Origin of the sequence: Sphingobacterium sp. JUb56, assembly GCF_014191365.1 — a bacterium.
Taxonomy (GTDB): Bacteria; Bacteroidota; Bacteroidia; order Sphingobacteriales; family Sphingobacteriaceae; genus Sphingobacterium; species Sphingobacterium anhuiense.
On the sequence record NZ_JACHWL010000001.1, the window covers coordinates 3,113,304 to 3,138,491 of the forward strand.

Consider the following 25,188-nt stretch of genomic DNA (forward strand, 5'->3'; position numbering starts at 1 on the left):
TCCAAGCGTGTATATTCCTTCATAATTGAAATAATATTTGTATTTTTGTATTCTACATAATTGGGGTCGACCGGAATTGACAGGATGGAGACGGTTATGTAAGCATGCAGTGCGTTGTTAGTAGAGCACTTTAATCGGAACTTTCACAATTACAACTGGCGAAGAAAACTACGCCTTAGCTGCTTAAGTTAGACTTAACATAGCTATTTGTCCCGTTAGATCCTGTTCTTTGGTTTAACATTCGGGGCATCGAACAATAGAACTGGCAGGTGTGATTTTGCTAATCACTTGTAAGACTCAGCAAATACGGCGTACGGTATAGGTCAGCAACTCACCTTCCCTCGCTCGACAATTAAAGAGAAGCTAAGCATGTAGAAAGCGTACACAGTACCATGACTGGACGAGAGTTCGAATCTCTCCGGCTCCACAAATACAACCGCATTCAGTTGACCTGAATGCGGTTGTATTATTTTAGGAGAAAATATTCCAAAAAATGCCTACGTAGGGATCTTAACAAAATTCATTAATGAGAATGGTTACGAAATAAACCAAAGCTTACTATAGTAGAATTGTGGGCTATTTACATAAAATGGACGCTATTTTAGGATACAAGTGTAAACTAAAAAGTAGTCTAATATCCATGTTTATAGAAGCACATAGACGTAAGTTGTACGAATTTATTATCTTTATTAAATGCAAACCGAATTTGAAAAACTTCTAATTGACTCCTTACTGCAAGGCAAAACACAGCCTGAAATTGCGCGCGAACTCAAAGAAAAGGGGCATAATCCTTACAGTTTATCATCAATTGAAAAAACACTAAATGATCTTAAGCGTAAGCATAATGCACATACCTTATTTCAATTAGGCGCAATCATTACCTTAAAAAGGTACATAAATAAAAAAGAGTAGGTAATTAGCCTACTCTTTTATAATTTGATGCCTCTAATTCAATAAGGCGTTCAATACCTTTTCTTGTAATATCATAGCATTCATAAGGACTTTGCCCAATTTCTGGCTTAAAACTTCTAATAAAACCAGTCCTTTCTAAAATTGCCAATTCATCTTGAAAAGATTCATTTACCATCAAGGGCTGAAGATCTTTGTCTTCTCTTACCAACTGTAATATTTTAACTGCTAACTGTCTCATATTATTGGAATATTGGGAAAGCTGAATTACTTTTATCTAAATATAGCAGTTTATCCAGTTAAAAACAACAGTTTAAAAGTACTGTAAATCAAAAATAACATTTTAATAATCCATAAATTACAATCTTTTAATATATAGCAAAGATTTCTTTGGAGCTCTGCTTTACCTCCAAATTTTATTAAATCATACAATGCCTCCCATCATAAAAGAATGACCAATCCCAATCTTATATTAATATTACCCGTAGAACTCGCTTGATGGATCAGGTTAGTTAATTATTTAAATTCACGCTCGTCGAACCATATATGTCAGCTCAGGAACTAAATAGAAATTTTAATACAATTCAATAATTGATAACCGATAAAATACATGGTTTCGTTATATCATTTCGACAAATCGTTTAAATGTATGCCATATTGTAGCCTCGGTTCAAAAAAGAAAAGCTCATCAGATGTTGGGCATTTCTTTCTTGAAGAAGATTAAAACTTAAACAAAGTTATAACAGTCACGGTAGCAGTAATTAATTTTAGTAAGGCTGTTATTTTTTGTTTTATATTCCCTGAAATACAAAAGGCTTAGTATCTAAAAATTTGTCTGATGTCTCTCCTGCATAGATTTGATTTTTATCCAATGCAAGTTTCTTAATTTTTCCATTCTTACTAAAATCCAATTTTTTCAAATCTACCCAGATCGCATTAGGACTTAATGCATCTTCAAAATAATAAACGAGATTTTTTTGATCTGAAACTGTTCTCCATCGGGTTGTTGATAAATTAGGAAAGCCCTCAGTAGAAATACCGTAAGGTACTGAGCACTGTCTAATAACGCTAAATGCACTCGCTACTGCAATTCTAGTATCATCAGTTTGCGGAACAGCTTTAATATAGTATGACGCTCTTACATAGCGATCGGCAGCGCGGTTTGTTCCAGGAAGAAATATACTTCCAGGAATACCTTTCCAATATTCATTTATTGCAAGTTGTTCTTCAAAAATCGGATCATTAGTCATTACAGTAGAAGCAGGATCATGGTGGATGACTAATTTTCCGTTAATGTATTCAAGAATAGCATTGTCCCCACTGGCATCTGACATAGAAAGATGGACAGTAGTAAACTTATCTGTTCCTGGGATAAAGTCTGTTACAACAACAAATTCTTCTTTCTTAAAATGTGCGACAGCTTCAGCTACTGTCGCAAAGTTATCTAGAGCATATTGAGCCCATAGTGAAACAGCCAATCCATTTTTCCCGGCAATATCTTTGGAAAATTCGGGATATTTAGAGCTTACTAACCAAAGCATATTAGCAACCAGTCCTTTTTCATTCATACCATCCGATATTGCAATATCCCACGAACTAGTCGTCATGCTCCCGTATTTTGAAGTCCATTTGATTGTATTTTTTCCAGTACTTCCATCGCGCTCGATTCCTCTTGGGAATAGCCATAAGTTAGAAGGAATAGGAATGGAAAAATCCATACTTCTCGCTGTAATAATTGTGTTGTTTGGACCTTTATAAACCACTCTTGTACAAGCTTCTGCTTCTATTGATGAAGCGATTAAAGTTGCGGTTAAAATCAAAGCGCTTCCAATTTGTTTGATACATGTTTTCATGACTACTTATTTTATTAAGATAAAAATGTTTAGTTCTTAGACTATTAAAGAAAAATATATATGACAACGTCGTCATTAAAATGACTCATTACTGCAATTTAAAAATAATTTTTTTGATTAAAAAGAAATTGCATATAAATTTAAAAAACAATGTTCAGCAAAGGTTATCTTAAATCCACTTTATATATAATAAAAATTAAATATCCGGAAGTAACTATCATTCACTACTACGTAAAATGCTTCTTTAAGTAAATCCAAGTAACTGAGCTTGCGACCGTCTTTTAAAGCACTAGTGCACACAAATAGAAATGAAACTGTATTTTAATAAAAATGAAGCTTTGTTTCAAATTTTACAGATATTTACGGCATTAAGGACCTATTCGTACCTTAAATTGAATAAAACTTATTACAGAAAGAATTACAAATACAATTTAAACCGAAATTTCAAATATGAAAAAGTATTTATTGCTTTTGTTTACTGTCCTATTATTTGCAAACGTGATGGCGCAAAAGAACACAGATGTTTCCTTTCAATTACAGGGAATAGTCAACATACCAACTTATGATTCTACCAACCGAATGATTTATTTGACTTATCAAAGTAAAGGACAGGCAGTATTAGACAGTACAGTTATTAAAAACAACAAATTTCATTTTAAAAGTACTGCCGATGTAGATGTTCGTGCTACATTACAATTTACAAAGCCCAATACCTCACCCAATGCTTTAGCAGATCCTAATTCCTTATACTTATATCTTTCACAAAGCATCGTAAATATTAATGCAAAAGGCTACCTAAGAAAGGCAATAATTACAGGTTCAACCACCAACGATGATTATATGGTTTTCAAAAAACCTTATCTAAAGATAGACACTGCTTTAAGATTACTAGGATGGGAGAAGAGAAGAGTAAAACCAGAAGATACGAATCAAAGTAAAATTGTTGATGCAAAAATTGACAGTGTAAAAAACCACAAGCTTGCACAGCTTTCAGAGTTTTTATCAGCAGATATTACCAAACCATATGCGGCTGAAGCATTGCAAATGTATGTAAGCACTGATGGGTCTGCTTTTGACCTCGATAAAGCACAGCTATTTTTCGATCAGCTACCTAAGAAACAAAAAATAACTGTATTAGGTAAGGATATAACAGCCAGTTTAAGAAAACTAAAACAAAAGATCGTAACCATCAATATTTTAAAGAATGTTGATTTTTTTGATGGCTATGCCCAAACTGTTACCAATTCTGTTCCTAGAGGTGTAACGCGCATCACTAATTCCGAATACCTATACCAGCTAAATCCGAGCGAAATAAAGCAAATCGGCAATAACCTTAAGGTTAAAGTTACAATCAAAGCGGGCTGTGATAATTACGATAGAATTGGCCGAGTGACTTTAGTCGTTATGCCAAAAGGTGAGAAATTTGACAAGGAAAAGGGTGAACAGTTTGAAATATTACGTATTATGACACCGTTCATGTACAGAAGTCGTCATCCAGACCATATACCTTACGAAGCTCAAATAGATCAGATGATCAGTACGATCAAACAAACCGATAAAGAAATGTATCTCGTAACAGAAGTATTTGGAACTACCGGAGCAGGCCAAAGAGAAGTAATCGGATGCGATGGTTCATTATTAACGTTCAACGTATCTGTTGATTTAATAAGCGACAAAAAAACAACCTTATCTTCGGAAAAAGCAATTTCCCTATTAAGCTACTACAGTTTAGATGGAAAGGACAAAACAGCTGGAAAAAATAGTAAAGAGGTAGAATTTGAATTACCTGAAGACACCAAGACGACTGTTCTTTATCTTATTTCATCTGGCCATGGTGCAGCTGAAGGTGGAGAAGAATACAATTGGAGACAGCACATTATTGATGTGGATGCTAAAGAATATATCCGTATAGATATGAACCAGGACTGTACACCTTACGAAATCTATAATACGCAACCAAATGGCATATATTTCGGAAACATCAGTAAAGAACGTCGTTCTTGGTGCCCAGGAGGACCAGTTCCTACTCGTGTTATCAATTTAGGACCACTAAAAAAAGGCAAGCATAGCATAAAGATAGCTATACCAGATGCGGAATTTGAGAAAACAGAAAGTAAATATTTAGTGTCTGCTTATTTGATAACCCAATAATATCAATAATAAGTAATACTGCTATACAAAGTCTGTCTCTCAAGATAAGAGACAGACTTTGTACTTAAATAGTAATATTACTTCCGCACTTTCAACAGCTTCTACCTGTTTAAATTATAATTATAAAAAATTATTCTACCGCTTTCTATCTCTTAGCAGTAATATATGTGACAATAGTGCTATAGGAACAATAATTGTTGGCAGTAATGCATAGGGAAAACAAAGAACGGCAACATTGGGCTGATCAAAACTAAATTGCTGTATCGGTACCGGGGAGGAAAATATCCCTATAAGGACAATAGAAATCAGCGAAACAATACCAGCATAATTCCACAGTGCAAATATCCAATTATTCAAGATAGATTTCCTGAATAAGGAAATAACCAGAAACACAAAACTGAATATCCCTATTATAATATCAAAATTAAAACCTTTAAATGTCATAATCTGAGGAATTAATTTTTCGAGATATAACTGATAAAGATAATACTCAATGACGATCCTAAGCGACTGAATTATCAATAATAACGTGACGTTTACCCGAGCGCTCTTCACTTTCCGATATATAGCAACATTCAACAAAATGCTACCGATTAAAGCCATTATAAATAATGGTGGATAAGCCCTAAAAATACCTAAAAAAGACAGGCTACCAATGATCGTTGTCAAGATCCCATTCAGGATCAACATCGGCCTATTTCGCCCAATTGCAAAATAAAAAATAACAATGAAAAGAAACGCCAGTCCTAAAAAAAGAAAACCGAACATATTTTATGATAATTTCTATATTTTAAATTATTACTATAAATTTAGTGATACCTTTTTAATAATTCTACTGCTTCAGAATAACGAAATTAAATAATTTTAAAAAAAACTTATCAAATAGTGCTTAAGACATTCAATAATGAATAAAAAATGCATGTTTTTGATTAAATAGTACATTCTTCTAAAAATATCACGTGTTAAATTTGTTACTGGAATGTCTTGCCCTTATGGAGCAAGTTGTAATGTTTGTACATAAATCATACTGATATGATCACCAACTTTTGCAATTATCACACGCATTAAGTGCAAACACAAATTATAAACTTTAAAAATATTGAAATGAAAAAAATAGCATTTCTATTTACATTACTCTTTTATGTAACAATTGTTTGTGGTCAGCAAATCGACTTAAAAGGAGTCTGGAAATTCAAACTAGACCCTGAAGATGTGGGTGTAACAAAAAAATGGCAGTTAACAGACTTCACAGAAACACTAACCTTACCCGGTACCTTAGCTTCCAATAATCAAGGTTATACAATAGATAAGGATACAAAATGGACGGGACGCATTATTGATTCCACCTGGTTTAAATCAGATCGTTATGCAAAATTCCGTGAAAAAGATAATTATAAAACCATATTTTGGTTACAGCCCAATAAAAACTATGTAGGTCCAGCATGGTATAACCGTGCTTTTACGATTTCCAAAGCTATGAGCGATCAGGAACTTGTATTGCATCTGGAGCGTGTTCATTGGGAAACCACATTGTGGATCGATGGCAAACAAATCGGTATGCAAAATGCACTGGGAGTACCCCATGAATATAATTTGGGGAAACTCAAAACAGGGAATCATCACATTAGCATACGGGTTGACAATCGCATTAAAAACATTGATGTCGGTATGAACGCCCACAGTATTTCCGATCATACCCAAACAAACTGGAACGGTATTGTGGGACAATTGCACATACGTGCTATTCCTAAAATTACAGTTACGCAAATAGCAGTATATCCTGATATAGAAAAGAAAGAAGTACGTATCGTACTTCAAACAGATAATAAATCTCAATCTTCTAAAAATACAAACTTTATATTACAGGCATCTTCCAAATTCACGCCAAAAGTCCACCAACCACCAAGTATTGAGATTCGGGAGGTAATAGCTCCGGGGAAAAATAAAACGGAGATGGTCTATCCAATGGGGAATGATTTTTACAAATGGGATGAATTTACTCCATTTTTGTACCAACTTTCTGTAAAAATGCAAGATGAACACAATATGAAAGAATACCAGACCTCGTTTGGAATGCGAAAACTAGAGATATCGGGAACACAATTTAAAATTAATGATCGATTGACATTCCTCAGGGGCACTTTAGACTGTGCTGTATTTCCACTAACTGGCTACCCTCCTACTGAAATAACCGAATGGAAACGCATATACAATGTAGTCAAAAGTCATGGATTAAATCACGTCCGGTTTCACTCTTGGTGTCCTCCAAAAGCTGCTTTTGAAGCAGCAGATGAACTAGGTATCTATATACAGGTAGAAGGTGGTGGATGGACATTAGTGGGAGGAGGAAACGGTTTTGACAAATGGATATATGAAGAATCCGACCGTATATTGGATACATACGGGAATCATCCTTCATTTATACTGTATACTTATGGAAACGAACCTGATGGAAAAAACCAAGGAGATTTCTTAGGCAAACTTGTCAATCATTTAAAGAAACATGACAACAGACACCTTTATACATCGGGAGCAGGATGGCCCGATATTAAAGAGAATGAGTTTTATAATGCCATGTATCCGAGACTTTATGTATGGGGGGATGGTCTCGAAAGCTACAACAATGCCAATCCGCCTTCCACAGATTTTGATTGGTTGAATATCACAGGAAAATATAAAGTTCCTTATATTTCTCATGAAGTGGGACAATGGTGCGCATACCCTAATTTTAAAGAAATAGATAAATACACAGGGGTGTTAAAAGCACATAATTTTGAAGTTTTTCAAGAAACGCTTCAGGAAAACAAATTAGAACATTTAGCTGATAGCTTTTTGCTTGCTTCAGGTAAACATCAGGCAATGACCTACAAAGCTGATATCGAAGCTGCTTTGCGCACTCCTGGATTTGCAGGCTTCCAACTCCTTGGACTAAGTGATTTTCCTGGTCAAGGTACTGCATTGGTAGGTGTACTCGATGCTTTTTGGGAAGAAAAAGGATACATATCACCTGAAGAATTTAAGACATTCTCTGGACCTACCGTACCTCTGATCAGGCTTCCTAAAATGGTTTACAATAATGATGAAAGTTTAGATGCATCTATAGAAATTGCCCATTTCGGAAAAGATAATATCAAGGATATTGTTCCAACTTGGAATCTCACACAAGTTGACGGTCGTATTATAGCGAGCGGAAATCTCGATACACAGACGATCCCTTTAGGAAATGCGCATATTTTGGGTCATATCAAATATCCCCTTCGAGAAATCCTTGTGCCTATGCAACTGAAACTTACTGTACAGGTAGGATCAAATCGTAACAGTTGGAATATCTGGGTCTATCCTGCTACGTCACCCTCTTATGAAGGCGATGTACACATCACCGACACCTTAGATCAACAAGCGTATACCATTCTTGAAAAGGGCGGAAAAGTTTTATTTTCGCCCAGAGCAGGAAGTATTAAAAAAGGAAATGGCGGAGAGATTGTGATGGGATACTCCCCTATCTTTTGGAACACAGCTTGGACAAATAAACAACCACCACATGTAATGGGTGTACTGGTAAATCCCAATCACCCTGCTTTACAGCTATTTCCGACAGACTACTATTCTGATTTCCAATGGTGGGGACTGGTTACCAATGCCAATGCTTTGAAACTGAAAGAGCTCGGCGAAGACGTTGAACCCATTGTACGTATTATAGATGACTGGTTTACAAACCAATCGTTAGGACTAATCATCGAAGGAAAAATTGGAAAAGGTAAAATAATAATTTCATCCGCAGATCTACTCCAAAATCGAAACAAAAGATTAGAGGTAACACAAATGAAAAAATCAATATTGCATTATATGAATTCTGTGTCATTCAACCCTCAGAACAATTTTGAAATCGATAAAATCAAAAAACTGTTTCCGTAAAATCTGACTACAAGATTAAGGCTACTTTCACACCAGGTAGCCTTAATTTTTCAACAAACTTACTGTATTACGCAAATATTGTCTTCCTCAAAAAAATCACTAATTTTACCCAAGAAAAAGAGCAAAAGTGGTTTGTCCAAAGCATATAGCTATAGACCTTATATCAATGAAAATACCCAATAAGAAAGCAAAATATAAAAAACTGGCAATATGGACTGCTGCTTTCGCTGTTATTATAGTGTTACCAGATGCCTCGATGTACTGGCAACAATTTAAATTACGAACTGAAGCACTTCCCGAACCATACAAAGGCTATACAGAACTTGATAGTGTAATCGACGACTATTACGAAATAATAAGGACCGATAGTGAGTTTATCGAACCAGTTTTACAAGCTAACGACAGCACTATAATCATAATCACTGGTGGCCGTACAGAGAAAGCCAGCAACGTATTTATTGAAAATAACTGGTACAAATTTAATCTAAAAGGGCAATTAACTGATTCCCTTAAACTTAAGTTTCGTCAGAATGAAAACCACCATTTTGATACTTTTAATGATTATATCCTTGATATAGACCAGAATACCTACAGGACATGGATCATAAATAACGACAGCAACGCGATTCCTATTAAAAATATCGCTGACGATAAGAGATTTACTCAAAATGAAGTAGAAAATTTACTTTCTCAGCAAAAATATCTTTCAGTGAGCTTCACGGACAGGATTTCCGGTGAGGATAAAAATACTCACAAACTCTTCTTTTTAAAAAATAATACCTGGCATTACCTGATTACTGATGCTCTTTTTTATCATTCTTCAACTTACAACCAGAATGATAAAGAAGTAAAATATACAGTGACGCCTTACGATAGTTCAACGCTATTCCAACGAACATTTGTTCAAAAAGAGCATTGGAAAGAAAGTTCCTTTTGGAATATATCTAAACACCTGACATGGGGCACAGGGAATGGATCTTCTGGAAATGGCTGGGACGGCACGAGTTATTTCCAGATTACAATGCCTAAAAAAAACATATACTTTAAACAGTTTGTTACAATAGACGAAGATGGAACACTACGAGAGAGATTCAATTATTTCATCTATAAACCGATCGGCGGTGACTATCTGCTTCTGAATGATATAGAAAACAGAAAGAATTATCTCATACGGCCAAAAAGTAAGTTCAACTAATAATACTCATATGAAATCCGCCTTACTTTGCATCATGTGGTTAGCAAGCATTGCTTCTTACGGACAGTCAAAACTTCCCCTTTTTTTAGTAGGAACATGGAAAATCAATAGCACAGAGCACTATGAACACTGGGATCAATTAAATGAGTCCACTATGAAAGGCTTTTCTTACCAGATGAAGCATGGGCAGATAATCGTTTCTGAATATCTGGAACTTACTCAAGATAAAAAAGGAATAACCTTTATTGCCTCAGTCCTTAATCAGAATAAAGGAAAAGATATACCCTTTAATTTTGTGGAAAAGAAAGAAGGATATACTTTCGAAAACCCGAATCACGATTACCCAAAACAGATCGTTTACACAAACATTTCTAAAAATGAAGTTCAAGTAACAGTTTCGGATATGAAACAAAAAACAAGCACATACCGTATATACAAACAGCATTTAAATCCATAACAATAATAACAAAGCTGTAAAATAATAATATAATCATACTACTACATCTCTTGGTCCCAAACTTATGTTCTTCTCTTACATGATACACAATAAATGGATGTTTTGAACATAATAAACAACTACTAATACAGAGATTTAAAAGTAAAAATCTTTACCATACATTACACAAGTAATACCAACTTCAACAGATAAAGCATCATTACCGTCAGTGTCGTTGATGCTACATATGAAAAATAAATTTCCTGCTTTTGTTTGAAATTCTTCTCTTCAATACTTGAAAGACTCTTAGGTTCATTAAAAGTACCATATCTAATCCTAAGAAATAGGACGTAAACTATGGCCAATAGGAAAAACGTTCCGAAAATAAATATTAATAGAACTGGAAAATTTGGAGCTCCTTTATAATTCCTCCCAAAGGTATCTACAAAAAAATTATAGATCTGCACATGGTGTTCTAAATCAGAAAAGATCCAGAATAATAGAAGTGCTGTAATACTATGAAGGAAAATAAAAAAGAACCAATCAGATTTATCAAATTTTTGTCTTTCAAAAACTGGATACTTTATCTTATTCTTATTTAAAGCTACGAGGTTAGAAATTTGTTTTGAGGCAATTGGATAACAGATAAAACTGATGATACCACTTAATATCCAGAGTAAAAATTGTCCAGAACTCGATTTGGAACCAAAATAAGTATTACCAATATATACTGTTGCAATCCAGAACAATAAAAAGATAAAAACAGATGGAATTGCTATCAATAACAATTTACCGATTTGGAGCTTGTTTTTTGTAGGATCCATGTTAATTAATTCCTTTGTATAGTCCGCTTAATATGTAGTCAACAATAATAACCAAATTCAACAGTTCTCTTTTTATTTAATTTAAATTCGCCCTTCCTATCTTATATCCGTAGTAATTTCATTAAAACTATTAACATTTATAAATTAATCCAACTTGCATTACAATCCGACTTTCTTCCAACCTCCATCTAATCTTTGTGCATCATCTACCATCCACTCATCATCATTCCGAACCAAGATAAAACGATACTGAAAATCAATATGGTCTTTGGTAAAAAGATAGATCTTATTTTTTGTTGACTGCTCACTATCCACAATCTTGTGCGTCGAATACGTATGGTTAGGTGCGTTGGAATAATATAAACCATCTGGTCGATAACCTTTACGAGGTTTATAAGTACAATGTTCCTGAAAAAGTAACTTACATCTTAAACTTGTTTCATTTGTAAAGCCATGTACAGCGGCATATATCTCCCATTCAGTCATCGCATTAAAAAACAGCAGTAGTTTTTGGGAAGCATCAGTAATATCTTGTGAATTAACCGACTTCTTTTTCTTGGCCAAGGTTCTTTGTTGTTGCTCAAACTGCTCTAGTTGCTCCTTACTAAATAGATCATTCGCAACAATCTCAATCTTTGGATTACCTGCAATTGACATTAAACCTTCAAATGTAACAGCCGTAGCATCAATTCTCAATATACTAAGTTTAGGCAACTGCGCAACAATCTTCAACGTTTCATCATTTAAGTTCGTATGACAGGCCCAAACACAATTCAACTTTTTATGTCCGATAAAATATTCAAATCCCTGCCCAGATACATTCGCCTGCGTAATGAACAAGTAATTTAAATTTGGCAATTCTGCTAAATATTCAAGCGAACGATCTGTTATACGGGTATTTTCAAGCGTAACATTGACCAATTTGCTAAGTTTAGAAATTTCCAAAATATCGTCGTCCTGAACAGGACAATTTATAAAGGAAATCCCTAAAAGTCCTTTAGACTGTGTGATCTGCTTAATATCATCTTTCGAAAGTATTCGATTTTTAAATTCGGCACTACCTTTTAATTTACTTAAATTCTCCATATTGAATCCAGTTTTTTGAACATGATAAACTACTTAAAAGAACCCGACTACCATGTCGTTGCAATACTTTTTTTAAGATCTTGATCTGGGAGTTCTCATTTTCACATCAAATTATAGCTTAACAGCCTTCGTTGCAATAAAAGTGGGGAGATACTGATCTATTAAGAATCGTGGTCGAGGCTGCGAATCTTCTATAAAATCAGCAATCATAAATCCCGCTCGCAATTGTCCACCGATAAGATCCGCTAAAGTATGACCAAAAACCAATGCTTCCTGTCGTTCAATCTTTCTCTCAATATCGTCAGCATCCAAATCTTTCAGATCTGCATATGGCAACTTGAATTTGGGCCTAATTATACCGTCGGTAATTTCCTGGGGATTTCTATCCCCAATAAATACAACTGGATTAAAAAAACTAGCCAGTAAAAATCCATCTTTTTTTAGCACACGATAAGTCTCCTTCCATACTGGATTTACATCTTCGACATAATGATTTGATATCGGATGAAAGACAATATCAAATGAGTGATCATCAAATATTCTCAGATCTTTCATATTTCCCTGAATCGTTTCCAGAGAAAGTCCATCTCGCTGTGCAACGATTGAATCTTGTCTCAGCTGTTCTTCTGAAATATCAAAAACAACAACCTTGGCACCTGCTGCTGCCAATATGGGAGCCTGCTGACCGCCAGCTGAAGCAAGACAAAGTATCTTTTTATCCCTAATATCACCTAACCATTGTTTTGGTAAAGGCTCTGGGGTAAGATGTACATCCCATACACCTTGTTTAGCAGCATTAATTAAAGCTGAGCTTACCGGCTGAGACCATTCATTTTGATCCAATGCCTGTTTATTCCAGGCTGATTCGTTATGGCTTAAAAAATCTATTTCCCTATTTGTCATAAAGTTTAATCGTTAAATCCCCTAAAATAATATCAGCATACTATACAATTCCTCTTTTTATATTATTTACAGAATCTTAATGAAACAATATATGTACAAAAAAGGCATCCGATGGATGCCTTTTTTAAAACTTCTAATTTTCTACTAACTTTTGGCAAAAATCTTCTTTCCCCCTGTCATAAGCAAAACTGCGGCCAAACCGGCAACTGCACCATAAGCTATTTGCTTTAATAATGAAGGAACCTGAGGTAAAAAATGATGCAAATAATCAATATTATGCTCAAAAATACCACCAGAGACTAAAATCAATGCAATTGTTCCAACTACTGCCAAGACTTTGATAACAACAGGTAAGGAATTAACCAATAAATGTCCTAGCTTAGAAACAGCACCCTCATCATTAGATCTCTTGATCAGCTTATACCCTGCATCGTCCATACGTACAATCAATGCGACAATTCCATAAACACCAACAGTCGCAAATAAAGCAACTACCGCTACTGTTAGAATCTGAATTGTCAGACTCTCATTTAATACAGTTCCCAAAGCAATAATCACAATTTCTACAGATAAAATAAAATCCGTGGTAATCGCTGATTTCACTTTTATTTTCTCAGTTTCACTATTATTTTCTTCACTTTCCACAACCACTTCATGGCCTGTTTTCTGGCGATGAAAAAGGTACTCTATAATTTTTTCAACCCCTTCGTAGGCTAAATAGATACCTCCGATGATTAAAATAAACTTGATGGCAATAGGAAAGAAAACATTCAATAACAGTGCAATCGGAACAATTATAATTTTATTAATAAATGAACCTTTTGTAATAGCCCATAGCACAGGAATTTCACGAGAAGATAGAAATCCTGTGGCTTTCTCAGCATTTACAGCCAAATCGTCGCCTAGAATTCCTGCGGTTTTACTTGCTGCTATCTTACTAGTAACCGCAACATCATCCATTAAAGCAGCAATATCATCCAATATTGCAAATATACCTGAAGCCATATGTCTTAAATATTTAGTACGGCAAAATATAAAATGATTTTATATTTCCCGTTTTTTATTTTAAAATAAAAAGACATCTGGTATTACTAGATCTAATAATTTATTAATTGCTTTTTTTTCACCAATTTACAGCATTATTTATCATGCCTTCATATCATGAACGATAGAAACATAAAAAATAAAATTCTCTTTTTTGCGAAAAGAGATGATCGGGTGCGCGCAGTTTTATTGAATGGTTCGCGTGCAAATCCTAGAATTAAGCCCGATCAATACCAAGATTTTGATCTATTATTTATTGTAACCGATATCGAATCTTTTATTGCTGACAAAGATTGGACCTCTTTTATTGGTAAAGTCTTGGTACAGCAACTTCCCGATCAGATGTTGTTAGGAAATGATCCTGATCAAGATCGGATAACTTTTGCTTACTTAATGATTTTTGAAGATGAAAATCGTGTAGATCTAACTTTATTCCCTATCGATAAGTTCCACTCACATTTCAAAAGTGATAGTTTAACGGAAGTTTGGGTAGATAAAGATTTACTTTTTCCTAAGATCGCTCCTGCTAATGATCATGATTATCACATCACTAAACCTAGTGAAAGAATGTTCATAGAGACGTGCAATGAGTTTTGGTGGGTCTGCACATATGTTGCCAAAGGACTTGCCCGCCGGGAAATTCTATATGCCAAAGATACGATGGAAACAGTAATCCGTCCTATGTTCATGCATCTAATAGCTTGGCATATCGGGGTTGAAAAACAATTTCAGGTTTCATTTGGTAAATCGGGAAGATTTGCTGAAAAACACCTTGATCCGAAATTGTACCAAAGCATATTGCAAACATATGCGGATGCGTCTACTGATAATAATTGGTTAGCATTAGTACAGATGATGACTCTTTTTAAAGACTTGCAAAAAGACCTAGCACTGCATTTTAAATATAGAAACAATGCGGATGAAGCTAACAACAGTTACAACTATATTTTGAAGATAAGAAATTCGCAGTAGTACCACTTAAAAATTAATCGCACTATGCCATTTTAAAGAATAGGGTCATTACTTTTTACCAAAAGCCCCAAAAGTATTTAACTTTTGGAGCATGCTTTACATTTCTGCACGTCTTTTTTAGCTTAATCAGCCAGATATCCGAACTTACCTGTTTGAAAATCCTCAAATGCCTGATTGATTTCTGCTCTAGTATTCATCACAAATGGTCCGTGACTTACAATAGGTTCTAAAATAGGCTCTCCGCTCATAATCAATACTACCGCCTCATCTAACGCCTGAACATTAAATTCCTCTCCTTCATTTCCGAACATAACAAAATGGTCTGTTGGAGCCTTATCTTTACCATTTATTAGCACATTTCCTTCAATGACAATCATGGCAGTATTATAATTTGCCGGGAAAGAAAAGGATGCTTTTCCTCCAGCTTCCAACTTAGCATTCATAACATGCATGGGTGTAAAAGTTGAAGCAGGCCCTTTATTTCCCTGATACTCTCCTGCAATCACTTCAATCTCTCCTTGATCAAGTTTCACTTTAGTTTGCTCGTTATTTGCAATAGCTTGATATTTTGGCGTACTCATCTTATCTTTTGCAGGTAAATTGACCCACAACTGTACCATCTGAAAGTCTCCTCCGGTTTTACTCCATTCTGTTTCATGAAATTCCTTATGCAATATACCAGATGCAGCAGTCATCCATTGAACATCACCTTCTTTAATAACTCCGCCGCCGCCAGAACTATCTCCGTGCTCTACACGACCTTTGTAAGCAATAGTCACGGTTTCAAATCCACGATGTGGATGTACTCCTACTCCTTTTGGAATTTCGCTTGGCGGAAAATGGTAAGTTGAGTTATAATCCAGCATAATGAATGGACTCATCCTACTAGCAGAAGCAATACTTGGTATTAAATTATGTACTCGAAATCCATCTCCAACAAAGTGAGCTGCTTGCGGTTTTGCAATAATTTCTACATTTTTCATATTTTTTCCTTTTGTATACCACAAAGTTAGCGGAAGAAAGCCTCAAATTAATTGATGTAGGATAAGAAAAATCTACGCATAATTTTGTACATTTTATATTGTTTTTATTTGGATGTCATTGAAAACCAATTCAAAAACACTATTAAATCAGTAAAAAACACCATATGTAGCCTTGATAATAATCTAAATTTGTTTTAAAATTAGATCATGATTCAGATTGCCATTTTTAGTGATATACACGGAAACCTTCCTGCACTGAATGCAGTACTAGCAGATATTCAATCAAAAAACATTTATTATAAATATTGCTTAGGTGATCTTGTGGACTTTGCTCCCTGGGGTAATGAAGTGATCGAACTGATCAAAAACGAAAAAATCCCCTGCTTAATGGGGAATCACGATGAACGTATAGCTTTCGATCTCCCCATTATCCCATTAGAAAAACATGATGCTGAAGAAACTGAGAACCGCATAATTGCCATTAAACACAGTAAGGAAACTATCACACATGAAAATAAATTATTCTTGGGGCAGCTCCCTTACTTAATGCAATTGGACTTTAAGGTCAAACATAAGCACTGGAAGATTCAATTGATTCACGGAAGTCTGGAAAGCAATGAAGCATATCTTTATGCATCAGAACCCAACAGTACTTTTGAAGATATCTTCTTTAAAACTCATGCTGATATAATAGTTATGGGTCATACACATCTCCCTTTCATCAAAGATATTGACAAAAAATGGGCAATCAACACAGGTTCCGTGGGAAGATCAAAAAAGATGTGCAAAGATGCAACTTATCTTTTAGTCGAACTTCATGAAGACCGAATACATACCGAAATCATACAGGTTCCATTTGATATTATTGCGGTAGCTCATGAAATAAAAGCTAGTGGTATACCTGATTTTTATGCGGAATTTCTACTATCTGAATAAACAGCCGTTAAACAAGAAAGGATGTATCACTCTTTTTTTCAACATTTAATAGTTTAATTCTTAATCTCTGACAGCTCAAAATGAACGGGCTGTACTGGGTAATCCTGACTGTCTGTTTTTACTTTACTGATCTTTAGAATGACATCCAATCCTTCATATATTTCTCCAAAGACGGTAAAGTCATGATCTAAACGGGGCTGTCCTCCAATTTTTAAATATGTTGCTCTTTGCTCAGGAGTATATTTTATTTTTTTCTTCACTTCCAGATCATCAAGCTCTTTTGCTGTTATTTTTTTTCCTACGACAAAATAGATCTGATTAAGGAAAGAGGCCTTCTCCGCATTTCCGTCCCTTCCTGCTCCCAATGCTCCAACTTTATGAAATGCTCTTGGATCAAACTCAGCCGCTAGACGAGGTTTTTCTTTGGCCGGATCCGCAGATTCACGCTTCTCAATATCAATATCATGCTCTCCCCCCTGCACTACAAAATCTGAAATAATACGATTGAATAAAGCGTCTTTGTACACTTGAGTCTTGATTGCATTTAAAATTAAATCCCGGTGAGCTGGTGTATAGTCATATAAGACAACTTTAATATTGCCATACGCTGTCTTAAAGAGCAACTGGTGCGTCTGACTTTTGACAACCGTTGCAAAAAATAAACATAAAAGAGAAAGGATGATATTTTTCATATGCTAAAATTTAAATGAAGGTAATTCATTTTTTAATAAATAGTAAAGCAGAAGTTATAATTGTTCAAAAAAACATGAATAGATATAATAATTTGAACTTTGACTAGACAACAATGCCCCCAAACGATGTCCAACTTTATAACTGATTCGATCATTTTATTAAAAGCTAGCTACCGAACAATCACAAATAAGGGAAATTTAATGAACATTTGGATTCAAAAATATACATTTTACCATCAAGACATCAGGTATATACTGTAAACGAAGTAGTTAATATAAACATGAAATGATATAAAGAATTAATTTAACTAAATAATACTATATAATTGAAAAATAATATGATTTGATTTAACATTGCGAAATTTGCAATCATATTATTAATCATTAATACTTCAATTAGACATACAAGGTTTAAACAGTAGATTCATTTGCTCTTAATAACATGAAAACTAAAAATAATAGCATCTCAATATTTTACCTCCCCTATAAGAATGAGCATGACAAATATTCTTTTATAAAAGCGAAGTGTTATAATCAAACCATAAAACAGGAATTGATTAGTTTCAGATAGCAAAATGTTTAACTAAGATTGCCTGGTGCTTAATTCCTGTTGATAAACATGAAATCATAAAAACTCATTTAAAACTTTGTCAGACGACATTAACATGATAAAAAAAAATGCAATAAAATATTAATAATCAACATATTAAATACATAAATTAAAACAAATTATTTACACTATTTTAATTTTTAATGCTATCATATTTTATTATAAAACATGCTGTAAATGACAACTTGTATAGTACTTACATACAGCATCAATGAAGCTTAAAAAAATCATTAAAGACATTCTTTACATTATTAATGACTTCAATAACTTTTAATCAAACTCAATTTAAAGCCACGTAACACCATATCTGCGCATCAGCTGGTCAATTACTAAAAAGAGCTTAAAGCAGCTTCAAAAAGCTTCATTTACACCTTAAATTCAAAATGTAAAACCAATATTATTAAATGCCTTTCGCATTTCATTATTCCAATTACAAACCAAGGCTCAAGAACAAGGTTGTTAAGTGAGCTTTTTAACAAAACACCTCATATTAAATCACACTTAACATCCTGACAGTGCTACACATAATATATTACATTAGGGAACAGCGCAAGGATATTATTTTCATTCAAAAAACATATAAAAGAATATATAAGAATATTTTACTACCACTATTTAAACAAACAATTTATCCAAATCAATACTAATTACTTAAGATATATTGTATTTTAAACAGTCTCGATCTATTTCCCAACCTCCCCCCTATCCTTTCAAGGCAGGAAAATTAACTGGTCTTTCTATTTTCGAACGAATACATCACTAGTCTATTCCAGCTACAACTTTTCTCAGATAAACGATGATCAATAAAAGAATTGGAGATTTTTTTAAAACAAATAGAAAAGGTTTTAAAAATTTATTTTATTATAAGGAAGAATTTGGTCATTGCTTTATACATAAAATTTGAAGCAAAGCAAAGGGAGACAATTGGATCCGTCTTAAAAATTTCAGAAAAAAGACAAAGCCTTGGTGACTTTGTCTTAGATATTATAATAATGATAATCCTGATTATTTATTTAATGGTATATAAATTAGTTTATATACCGATGAAACAGAGAGCTCAAACTATCAATTTGTATCAATCTCGCTTACTACTAAATGCAAGAGTATTGAACAGCAACTTTAGAATGCGCAGCATCTCCACCAAAGGGAGGATTCATTTTTTTTATAGAAACATCTATTGTTGTTGCAAATGAAAAATGATCATGTATAGCCTTTAGTATTTCGTGAGCAGCAGATTCTAATAACTTCCTTTTTGGCTTCATGACCCGATGGATGATCTGATATAAAATCTCATAATTCACGGTCTTATCTAAATTCTCGTGATCATCAATACCTGCATCAAACTTTACGGAAACGTTTACCAGAAATTCATTACCTAATAGTTGCTCTTCTACATAAAATCCAATTGGAGCAAATACGCGAACATCTTCCAAAAAAACGGTTTGTACTATCTTCATACTACAAACCTATATTTTTATTCTGAATAAAACAGAATATGAGTTCAATTTCCTGTCATACAGAAAGTCTAATTATGTAGACTATCATCCAGCAGGGATACATATTTTAGAATGACGAATTTTTAAAACTCATATCGACCCACAAACTCACTCCCTAGTAAACTTACATTTTTCTTAACAAACCTGCATGCGCGATGACATATGAGGCTTTATTCTCTTATTGAGACCGAAAAATTTAATGAACAGATACAAGCTCTACTTCAAAAATTAGTGCAGCATTTCCACCAATTTCTTTCGAAACACTTAATTCTCCATATCCGAGCGCAGATGGAATAAACAAACGCCATTTACTACCTTCTTTCATGAGCTGCAGTGCTTCTGTCCATCCAGCTATCACTTCATTCACTGGAAAAGATACAGGTTTCTTCTTCTTGGCGGTTGAGTCAAAAACAGTTCCATTGATAAGGCGTCCTTCATAAAAACATTTCACACTATCGGTTAGTTTAGGACTCTTACCATTGCCCTCTTCTACGATCTCATACTGCAAACCAGAAGGCAGGCTGACCACAGTATCACGCAATGCATTTTCTTTAAGAAATACTTCACCTTCTACCAAATTTCTTTTTGCCTCTAAGCGTAACTTTTTTAAATATCCTGTCGCGTTAGCCATATTTTTTTCTTTCAAACATAGATAATTTTGTATTATCTATAATAATAAATGCATCTCATGCGAAACAAAATTATTGATTTCCTATCTGTTGTAAGGAATTATTTTACTTAGGAAAAATATCAATCTATACCTCATCATTCAATTTCCAGTCGAAAACAACTGAAATAGGCCAATGGTCAGACAAAGGTTCGCCATACTGATCGACAAACTTTTCTTTCTCTACTTCATAAACTTTTGGGATTAACGTCAGCTTATCATTACTTCTGAACATGACTTTATCAATTGATTCTGATTCATTATTAATATCCATAATATCAACACATAAAAACAGGGGGTCAATAATTGGAATCACGTGATCACGTTGCAACATGATCCAGCAATCTGCCAGCTTTGTCTTATCCATAAACTCCACCAAGTTATCTTCAGAGAATGAGAAGTGAGAATTAAAATCACCGGCAACTACGATTGCCTTTCCTACTGAAAACTTATTGATGTAAGTAGCCAATTGCAAATAATTAGCCCGCCTAGCCTTTGCTGCACGCGGATGATCCTGAGAATTAGCATGAATATTATAAAAATCTACCTCAACACCTAAGCCTAAATGCACAGTACAATGACTAAAGCCTTTTGGTGTTAAACGATCTGACCCCGTCCTATTCTGCCATTCGATTCGCTTAAAATCGGTTATCGGATATCGGGACAAACTATCCAGGCCATCCCCAAAAATAGCTAACCCCATACTGATGGTACGGTAAGGATGAGAATTACCGCCTTCGTATAAGAAGGTATTGTAATTAAAATCTTCTTGAATATGCACAATGTCAAATTCATTACATAGCACTCCTATAGTCGCGATACTAGTTGACCGATTTGTTTTGGCTGCCGAAATAACTTGAGGTAAACCTGCAATATTATACGTTATAATAGAAAAATTGCCCGATCTATCATCGGACAATTCATATTCTTGTTCATGGATAAAAACACGGACTTTCCTTCTTATCAAAGATTTCCATAACTCATGTAGATATTGAAAAAACATATATGCTTACAACTAGTCTATTTTCAATGACAAATATAGAACGCCCATATTAAATTACAATAACCCTACGATTAAACTTCATTAAATCATTTTTGTTTACAGCATCTGGTCAATAGCATCCCATAATTTAATACGTTTTTGTAGAGCAATTTTTGAAACCTCTTCCACTTGCTTCCATTTTACAGGATCAGCCTCACACAGCTCCATGATCATTTTCATTGCTAAGGGTCCATGTTCATCTGCATCCAATTCAATATGTCTTTCGAAATAATAGAGCAGTTTTTCCAAATTTGAATTTGGGAAATTAAGTTGGATCTCTTTTAAAATAGAAGAAAACATATCCGGTATCAAATCTTCTCTTCCAAAAGTGAACGCAGCGGCGATTTCATGAGCTGATCCATTTTCAATAACATCAAAAGTAAATGCTAAGAATTCTTTAATATTTGGATGCAAAGCGCTTTCGGCAATAACTTTTAAAATATCACCGCCTTCATAAACATCCTGTAGAAAATTATTAACTTCACTACTATCCCCCCCTATTGTATCTAGAGCGTCCAAATACATTTCAAAATGGCTCAATCTACGACCGTCTATATATTCATCGGATTCCTCGGCGACAACAATTTCATTAATTAAATATCTTGTATTCGGAAATTTTGAAGGATACCACGGCGTTGTTGTACAGGTTAATTTCTGCTGTAATGCTTTCAATAACGACATAAAATCCCACACAGCATATATATGCCCTTGCATAAACACTTGAAGATCTTCAATAGTTTTTATTTTATAATAAAGGGGGTGTGCAAGTAATTGATTTCGCTCGGCAGCAATGAAGGCATTAACATTATTGATGTATTTCATATCTTATGATTTGAAAGCAAAAATAGGTTCTCAAAATGAAAACTCTTCTGTTTTAAAAAAAATTGACGTCTTATTTACATATAACCACCTATACTTGCTTAAGCCTAGCTAAAAAATAGAAAAGCTTGAAGTGGGGAACCTCAAGCTTATCGTTAGCCATATATTAACCTATTTTATGAAAAGTATTTGTAATTAAAACGACTGACTTATTAAATTATTGTGCTTCGTTTTATTTTTTTTTATAATTATTATCAAAATTAATATTTGTTAATAACTTCTATCCTCCCTAAATATACCATTATTAGAGTTGATGTATTTATAACGACAGCATGGATGTTTTTATTATGTCTCAAAAAAAATAATGCAAATTCCACTGAATATTAAACTTCTAAGGTATATTTATTGTTGTACAAGAGTAATTCAATTAAAACACAATCGATATGGCAGATTTCAATTTAGAAGACTTTGTAAATATTTTAAACAATAAAGAGGTTTTTCAGTACTTGATTGATAAGAAAGTAATCAAGGAAAAAAAGTTTTTAGAGACATATGAATACGAGAAGGAATTACATGAGCTGCAAATTGAGCTAACGGCGATTCAAAATAAAGTCATTGCAGACAATAAACGTGTTTTGATTATTTTTGAAGGTAGAGATGCCGCTGGTAAAGGTGGCGCTATAGAAAGATTGGTAGAATATTTAAATCCCAAAAAATTAAGGATAATCAGCCTCCCTAAACCGACTGCAGAAGAATCTACTCAGTGGTATTTTCAACGCTATTTCAAACAGCTGCCCAATGCAGGGGAAATTGTGTTCTTTGACAGAAGCTGGTATAACCGGGCCGTTGTTGAACCAGTTTTTGGTTTCTGTACTCCGGAACAACATATGCTATTTTTAAAACAAGTTAATGAAGTAGAAGAACTTTTAATACAGGATGGAGTTATCGTCATTAAATTCTTTTTAAGTATATCTAAAGAAGAGCAGGCGAAGCGACTGGAAGAAAGAAGAACAGACGTTTTAAAACAATGGAAAATTGGCCCTCTTGACCAACAGGCACAAGAAAAATGGAGCGATTATACCAGTTACATCAAGACATTATTTAAAACTACCGGCACCAAATTATCACCCTGGATAGAAATTGAAACGGATAACAAGAAAAAAGCCCGTCTTGAAGCGTTCAAAATCATCATTAATCAGATTGCAAATCAAAAGAGAGAAAAAACAGAAGATTTTGTTAAAATCCATAATTAAAGGCGTAATCGGAAAAGAGTACGCTACTTCGTCTCTTTTCCGCTAATTGAACCATCTACTCCTATTACTTTAATTACTTTATCACCTAGTCTTGTTATGTCTGACTTAAGCCCAACCATAACAGTCATAATATTGATTGGAGTTTCCTGTATTTTATTAAAAGAATGCAAATAACCAACTTCTAAACCAAGGAAAAAACCATTAAATCGATAATCAGCACCAACCCCGAGTTTTCCCGAAAAAGAGAATTTCTTCTGATTTTCAATTTTAGCGATACTGTTGACAGCATCGACCTTCACTCTTGGTTCTGTCAAGAATCCAACACCAGGACCTGCATAAGCATAGGCATTTAATTTCTTTAGCTGTTTACGAATACCCCCAGCTAGGGAGAACATGTAAAAATTAGCATTAGCATCCTCTATCTTATAAGGATACTGATTGTCCTGAATCTTTTGCTTGTAATCAAACGATAATGTATACAAAGCTGGATATAGATAATACTTTGGATTTTTCAATGAAATATCCAAACCTAAACTTCCTGAAAACTTTGGAGACAGAACATCTTTTGTCTTACCTAACGGAAAGCCCATTCCTGTTCCACCAAAATAATACACTTTGCGGTAATGAAGTGTATCTACACCCGACTGGGCAAAAACAGAGCAACACAAGAACAAACAAAATACAGTTGTTAAAATACTCTTCATAAAAAACGAATCTATTATTGTATTACAATAATAGACTCTAAAAGTTTTATATATGATCAATTATATTAAAAATAATTTTTTGACTGCGGTCCCTGACTAAACAATAAATCCACAATGCTCAAATCTGGATAAAATCCATTTTTCTCTTCAAACACTTGATAATAAGGTTTCGGGTTTAATAAGAGACTTTCTTTCTTGGGATGTATACGGTCTCTAAAATCTAACGCATCTGGAACAGATTTAAAATATTCTTCTGTAAACGACAATTCACGCTTTAATTTCAATGATTTTAACAAAAGCTCAAGCTGTGCAATATTAAAATCAAAGAGAAAATCGAACTTCCTATTATAAAACTGTGCAAAATCATCTTCATAATATTCAAAATAAGCAGAATTGCGGTATGCTGCTTGAAGACTCAACCAATGTAATCGTTGCCAATCAAACTCATAAGAAATACGTTTTTCCGACATTGGTGAACGTTCCTTTTTACTATGCTGTATAGGCACAATTAATTCCTGTATACCATTTGCTGTTGCAATCCGTGTTCTTGAACGATAAGTTTGTTTTTGAAAATTATCATACTTCTCAATCAATACAGGTAATGCATTTTGTTGGATACAATGAAAATAAGAAACCGGCGGAAGGTAGCAAGTCGTTAATAATAAATGAGTTGACATAAAAAAACGTTGAATTTTACT

The 25,188-nt window shown here is 34.1% G+C and carries 23 protein-coding genes and 1 other RNA gene; 9 read left to right on the forward strand and 15 right to left on the reverse strand.

The window, feature by feature from the left end; all coding sequences use genetic code 11:
* Positions 1-62 precede the first annotated feature (62 nt).
* Both ssrA and FHR29_RS13385 read left to right on the forward strand, forming a co-directional pair.
* Positions 63-430: a transfer-messenger RNA gene (gene ssrA, locus FHR29_RS13380) on the forward strand.
* A 263-nt stretch (positions 431-693) separates the two neighbouring features.
* Positions 694-912, forward strand: coding sequence for a hypothetical protein (locus FHR29_RS13385; RefSeq protein WP_132773706.1), 219 nt, complete (start codon positions 694-696; stop codon positions 910-912).
* A gap of 4 nt (positions 913-916) precedes the next feature.
* On the opposite strand, the gene FHR29_RS13390 is transcribed toward FHR29_RS13385, so the two are convergent.
* Positions 917-1,150, reverse strand: a complete 234-nt coding sequence (locus tag FHR29_RS13390; protein WP_132843291.1) for a hypothetical protein — start codon at positions 1,148-1,150, stop codon at positions 917-919.
* Positions 1,151-1,700: 550 nt separating this feature from the next.
* A complete protein-coding gene (locus FHR29_RS13395; protein WP_183915279.1) occupies positions 1,701-2,762 on the reverse strand; it encodes a linear amide C-N hydrolase in 1,062 nt (353 codons plus the stop codon).
* A 450-nt stretch (positions 2,763-3,212) separates the two neighbouring features.
* Between FHR29_RS13395 and FHR29_RS13400 the strand changes: the two genes are divergently transcribed.
* Positions 3,213-4,913 carry a peptide-N-glycosidase F-related protein gene (locus tag FHR29_RS13400; protein WP_132843288.1) on the forward strand — a complete coding sequence of 567 codons (1,701 nt, stop codon included), beginning with the start codon at positions 3,213-3,215 and terminating at the stop codon, positions 4,911-4,913.
* A gap of 135 nt (positions 4,914-5,048) precedes the next feature.
* On the opposite strand, the gene FHR29_RS13405 is transcribed toward FHR29_RS13400, so the two are convergent.
* The gene (locus tag FHR29_RS13405; RefSeq protein WP_183915280.1) at positions 5,049-5,603 is read right to left on the reverse strand and encodes a hypothetical protein; all 555 of its coding nucleotides are present in this window, start codon (positions 5,601-5,603) and stop codon (positions 5,049-5,051) included.
* Between the two features lie 414 nt (positions 5,604-6,017).
* Here FHR29_RS13405 and FHR29_RS13410 point away from each other — a divergent pair, with 414 nt between their 5' ends.
* From FHR29_RS13410 to FHR29_RS13420, 3 genes are all read left to right on the forward strand, one after another.
* Positions 6,018-8,828 carry a sugar-binding domain-containing protein gene (locus FHR29_RS13410; protein ID WP_183915283.1) on the forward strand — a complete coding sequence of 937 codons (2,811 nt, stop codon included), beginning with the start codon at positions 6,018-6,020 and terminating at the stop codon, positions 8,826-8,828.
* Between the two features lie 166 nt (positions 8,829-8,994).
* Positions 8,995-10,023 carry a hypothetical protein gene (locus tag FHR29_RS13415; RefSeq protein ID WP_132843283.1) on the forward strand — a complete coding sequence of 343 codons (1,029 nt, stop codon included), beginning with the start codon at positions 8,995-8,997 and terminating at the stop codon, positions 10,021-10,023.
* A 10-nt stretch (positions 10,024-10,033) separates the two neighbouring features.
* Positions 10,034-10,480 (forward strand): DUF6265 family protein, encoded by a 447-nt coding sequence (locus FHR29_RS13420; protein ID WP_132843281.1) that lies wholly within the window; start codon positions 10,034-10,036, stop codon positions 10,478-10,480.
* A gap of 161 nt (positions 10,481-10,641) precedes the next feature.
* On the opposite strand, the gene FHR29_RS13425 is transcribed toward FHR29_RS13420, so the two are convergent.
* The 4 genes from FHR29_RS13425 to FHR29_RS13440 form a co-directional block, all read right to left on the reverse strand.
* The gene (locus FHR29_RS13425) at positions 10,642-11,283 is read right to left on the reverse strand and encodes a hypothetical protein (RefSeq protein WP_132843280.1); all 642 of its coding nucleotides are present in this window, start codon (positions 11,281-11,283) and stop codon (positions 10,642-10,644) included.
* Between the two features lie 159 nt (positions 11,284-11,442).
* Positions 11,443-12,369: an NTF2 fold immunity protein gene (locus FHR29_RS13430; RefSeq protein WP_132843278.1), complete on the reverse strand. Its 927-nt coding sequence runs from the start codon at positions 12,367-12,369 to the stop codon at positions 11,443-11,445.
* Between the two features lie 111 nt (positions 12,370-12,480).
* Positions 12,481-13,272 carry a class I SAM-dependent methyltransferase gene (locus FHR29_RS13435; RefSeq protein WP_132843276.1) on the reverse strand — a complete coding sequence of 264 codons (792 nt, stop codon included), beginning with the start codon at positions 13,270-13,272 and terminating at the stop codon, positions 12,481-12,483.
* Positions 13,273-13,416: 144 nt separating this feature from the next.
* The gene (locus FHR29_RS13440) at positions 13,417-14,277 is read right to left on the reverse strand and encodes a DUF808 domain-containing protein (protein ID WP_132843274.1); all 861 of its coding nucleotides are present in this window, start codon (positions 14,275-14,277) and stop codon (positions 13,417-13,419) included.
* 156 nt (positions 14,278-14,433) lie between these two features.
* Here FHR29_RS13440 and FHR29_RS13445 point away from each other — a divergent pair, with 156 nt between their 5' ends.
* The gene (locus FHR29_RS13445) at positions 14,434-15,288 is read left to right on the forward strand and encodes an aminoglycoside 6-adenylyltransferase (RefSeq protein WP_132843272.1); all 855 of its coding nucleotides are present in this window, start codon (positions 14,434-14,436) and stop codon (positions 15,286-15,288) included.
* A 122-nt stretch (positions 15,289-15,410) separates the two neighbouring features.
* On the opposite strand, the gene FHR29_RS13450 is transcribed toward FHR29_RS13445, so the two are convergent.
* The gene (locus FHR29_RS13450) at positions 15,411-16,271 is read right to left on the reverse strand and encodes a pirin family protein (protein ID WP_183915285.1); all 861 of its coding nucleotides are present in this window, start codon (positions 16,269-16,271) and stop codon (positions 15,411-15,413) included.
* A 207-nt stretch (positions 16,272-16,478) separates the two neighbouring features.
* Between FHR29_RS13450 and FHR29_RS13455 the strand changes: the two genes are divergently transcribed.
* Entirely contained in the window at positions 16,479-17,207 is a 729-nt protein-coding gene (locus tag FHR29_RS13455) for a metallophosphoesterase (protein WP_132843268.1), read from the forward strand.
* Between the two features lie 53 nt (positions 17,208-17,260).
* Here the strand turns inward: FHR29_RS13455 and FHR29_RS13460 are convergent, their stop codons facing one another.
* The 5 genes from FHR29_RS13460 to FHR29_RS13480 form a co-directional block, all read right to left on the reverse strand.
* Positions 17,261-17,899 (reverse strand): peptidylprolyl isomerase, encoded by a 639-nt coding sequence (locus FHR29_RS13460; RefSeq protein WP_132843266.1) that lies wholly within the window; start codon positions 17,897-17,899, stop codon positions 17,261-17,263.
* Positions 17,900-19,600: 1,701 nt separating this feature from the next.
* Entirely contained in the window at positions 19,601-19,966 is a 366-nt protein-coding gene (gene folB, locus FHR29_RS13465; RefSeq protein WP_132843264.1) for a dihydroneopterin aldolase, read from the reverse strand.
* 235 nt (positions 19,967-20,201) lie between these two features.
* Complete coding sequence (locus FHR29_RS13470; RefSeq protein ID WP_132843262.1) at positions 20,202-20,636, reverse strand: FKBP-type peptidyl-prolyl cis-trans isomerase; 435 nt, start codon at positions 20,634-20,636, stop codon at positions 20,202-20,204.
* A gap of 124 nt (positions 20,637-20,760) precedes the next feature.
* On the reverse strand, positions 20,761-21,675 hold the full coding sequence (locus FHR29_RS13475; RefSeq protein WP_132843260.1) for an endonuclease: 915 nt from the start codon (positions 21,673-21,675) through the stop codon (positions 20,761-20,763).
* A 96-nt stretch (positions 21,676-21,771) separates the two neighbouring features.
* Positions 21,772-22,536 carry a DUF3050 domain-containing protein gene (locus FHR29_RS13480; protein WP_183915287.1) on the reverse strand — a complete coding sequence of 255 codons (765 nt, stop codon included), beginning with the start codon at positions 22,534-22,536 and terminating at the stop codon, positions 21,772-21,774.
* Between the two features lie 440 nt (positions 22,537-22,976).
* Here FHR29_RS13480 and ppk2 point away from each other — a divergent pair, with 440 nt between their 5' ends.
* On the forward strand, positions 22,977-23,786 hold the full coding sequence (gene ppk2 / locus FHR29_RS13485) for a polyphosphate kinase 2 (RefSeq protein ID WP_183915289.1): 810 nt from the start codon (positions 22,977-22,979) through the stop codon (positions 23,784-23,786).
* Between the two features lie 23 nt (positions 23,787-23,809).
* Here the strand turns inward: ppk2 and FHR29_RS13490 are convergent, their stop codons facing one another.
* Positions 23,810-24,490, reverse strand: coding sequence for an outer membrane beta-barrel protein (locus tag FHR29_RS13490; protein WP_183915291.1), 681 nt, complete (start codon positions 24,488-24,490; stop codon positions 23,810-23,812).
* Between the two features lie 65 nt (positions 24,491-24,555).
* Positions 24,556-25,167: a WbqC family protein gene (locus FHR29_RS13495; RefSeq protein ID WP_183915293.1), complete on the reverse strand. Its 612-nt coding sequence runs from the start codon at positions 25,165-25,167 to the stop codon at positions 24,556-24,558.
* Between the last annotated feature and the right edge of the window lie 21 nt (positions 25,168-25,188).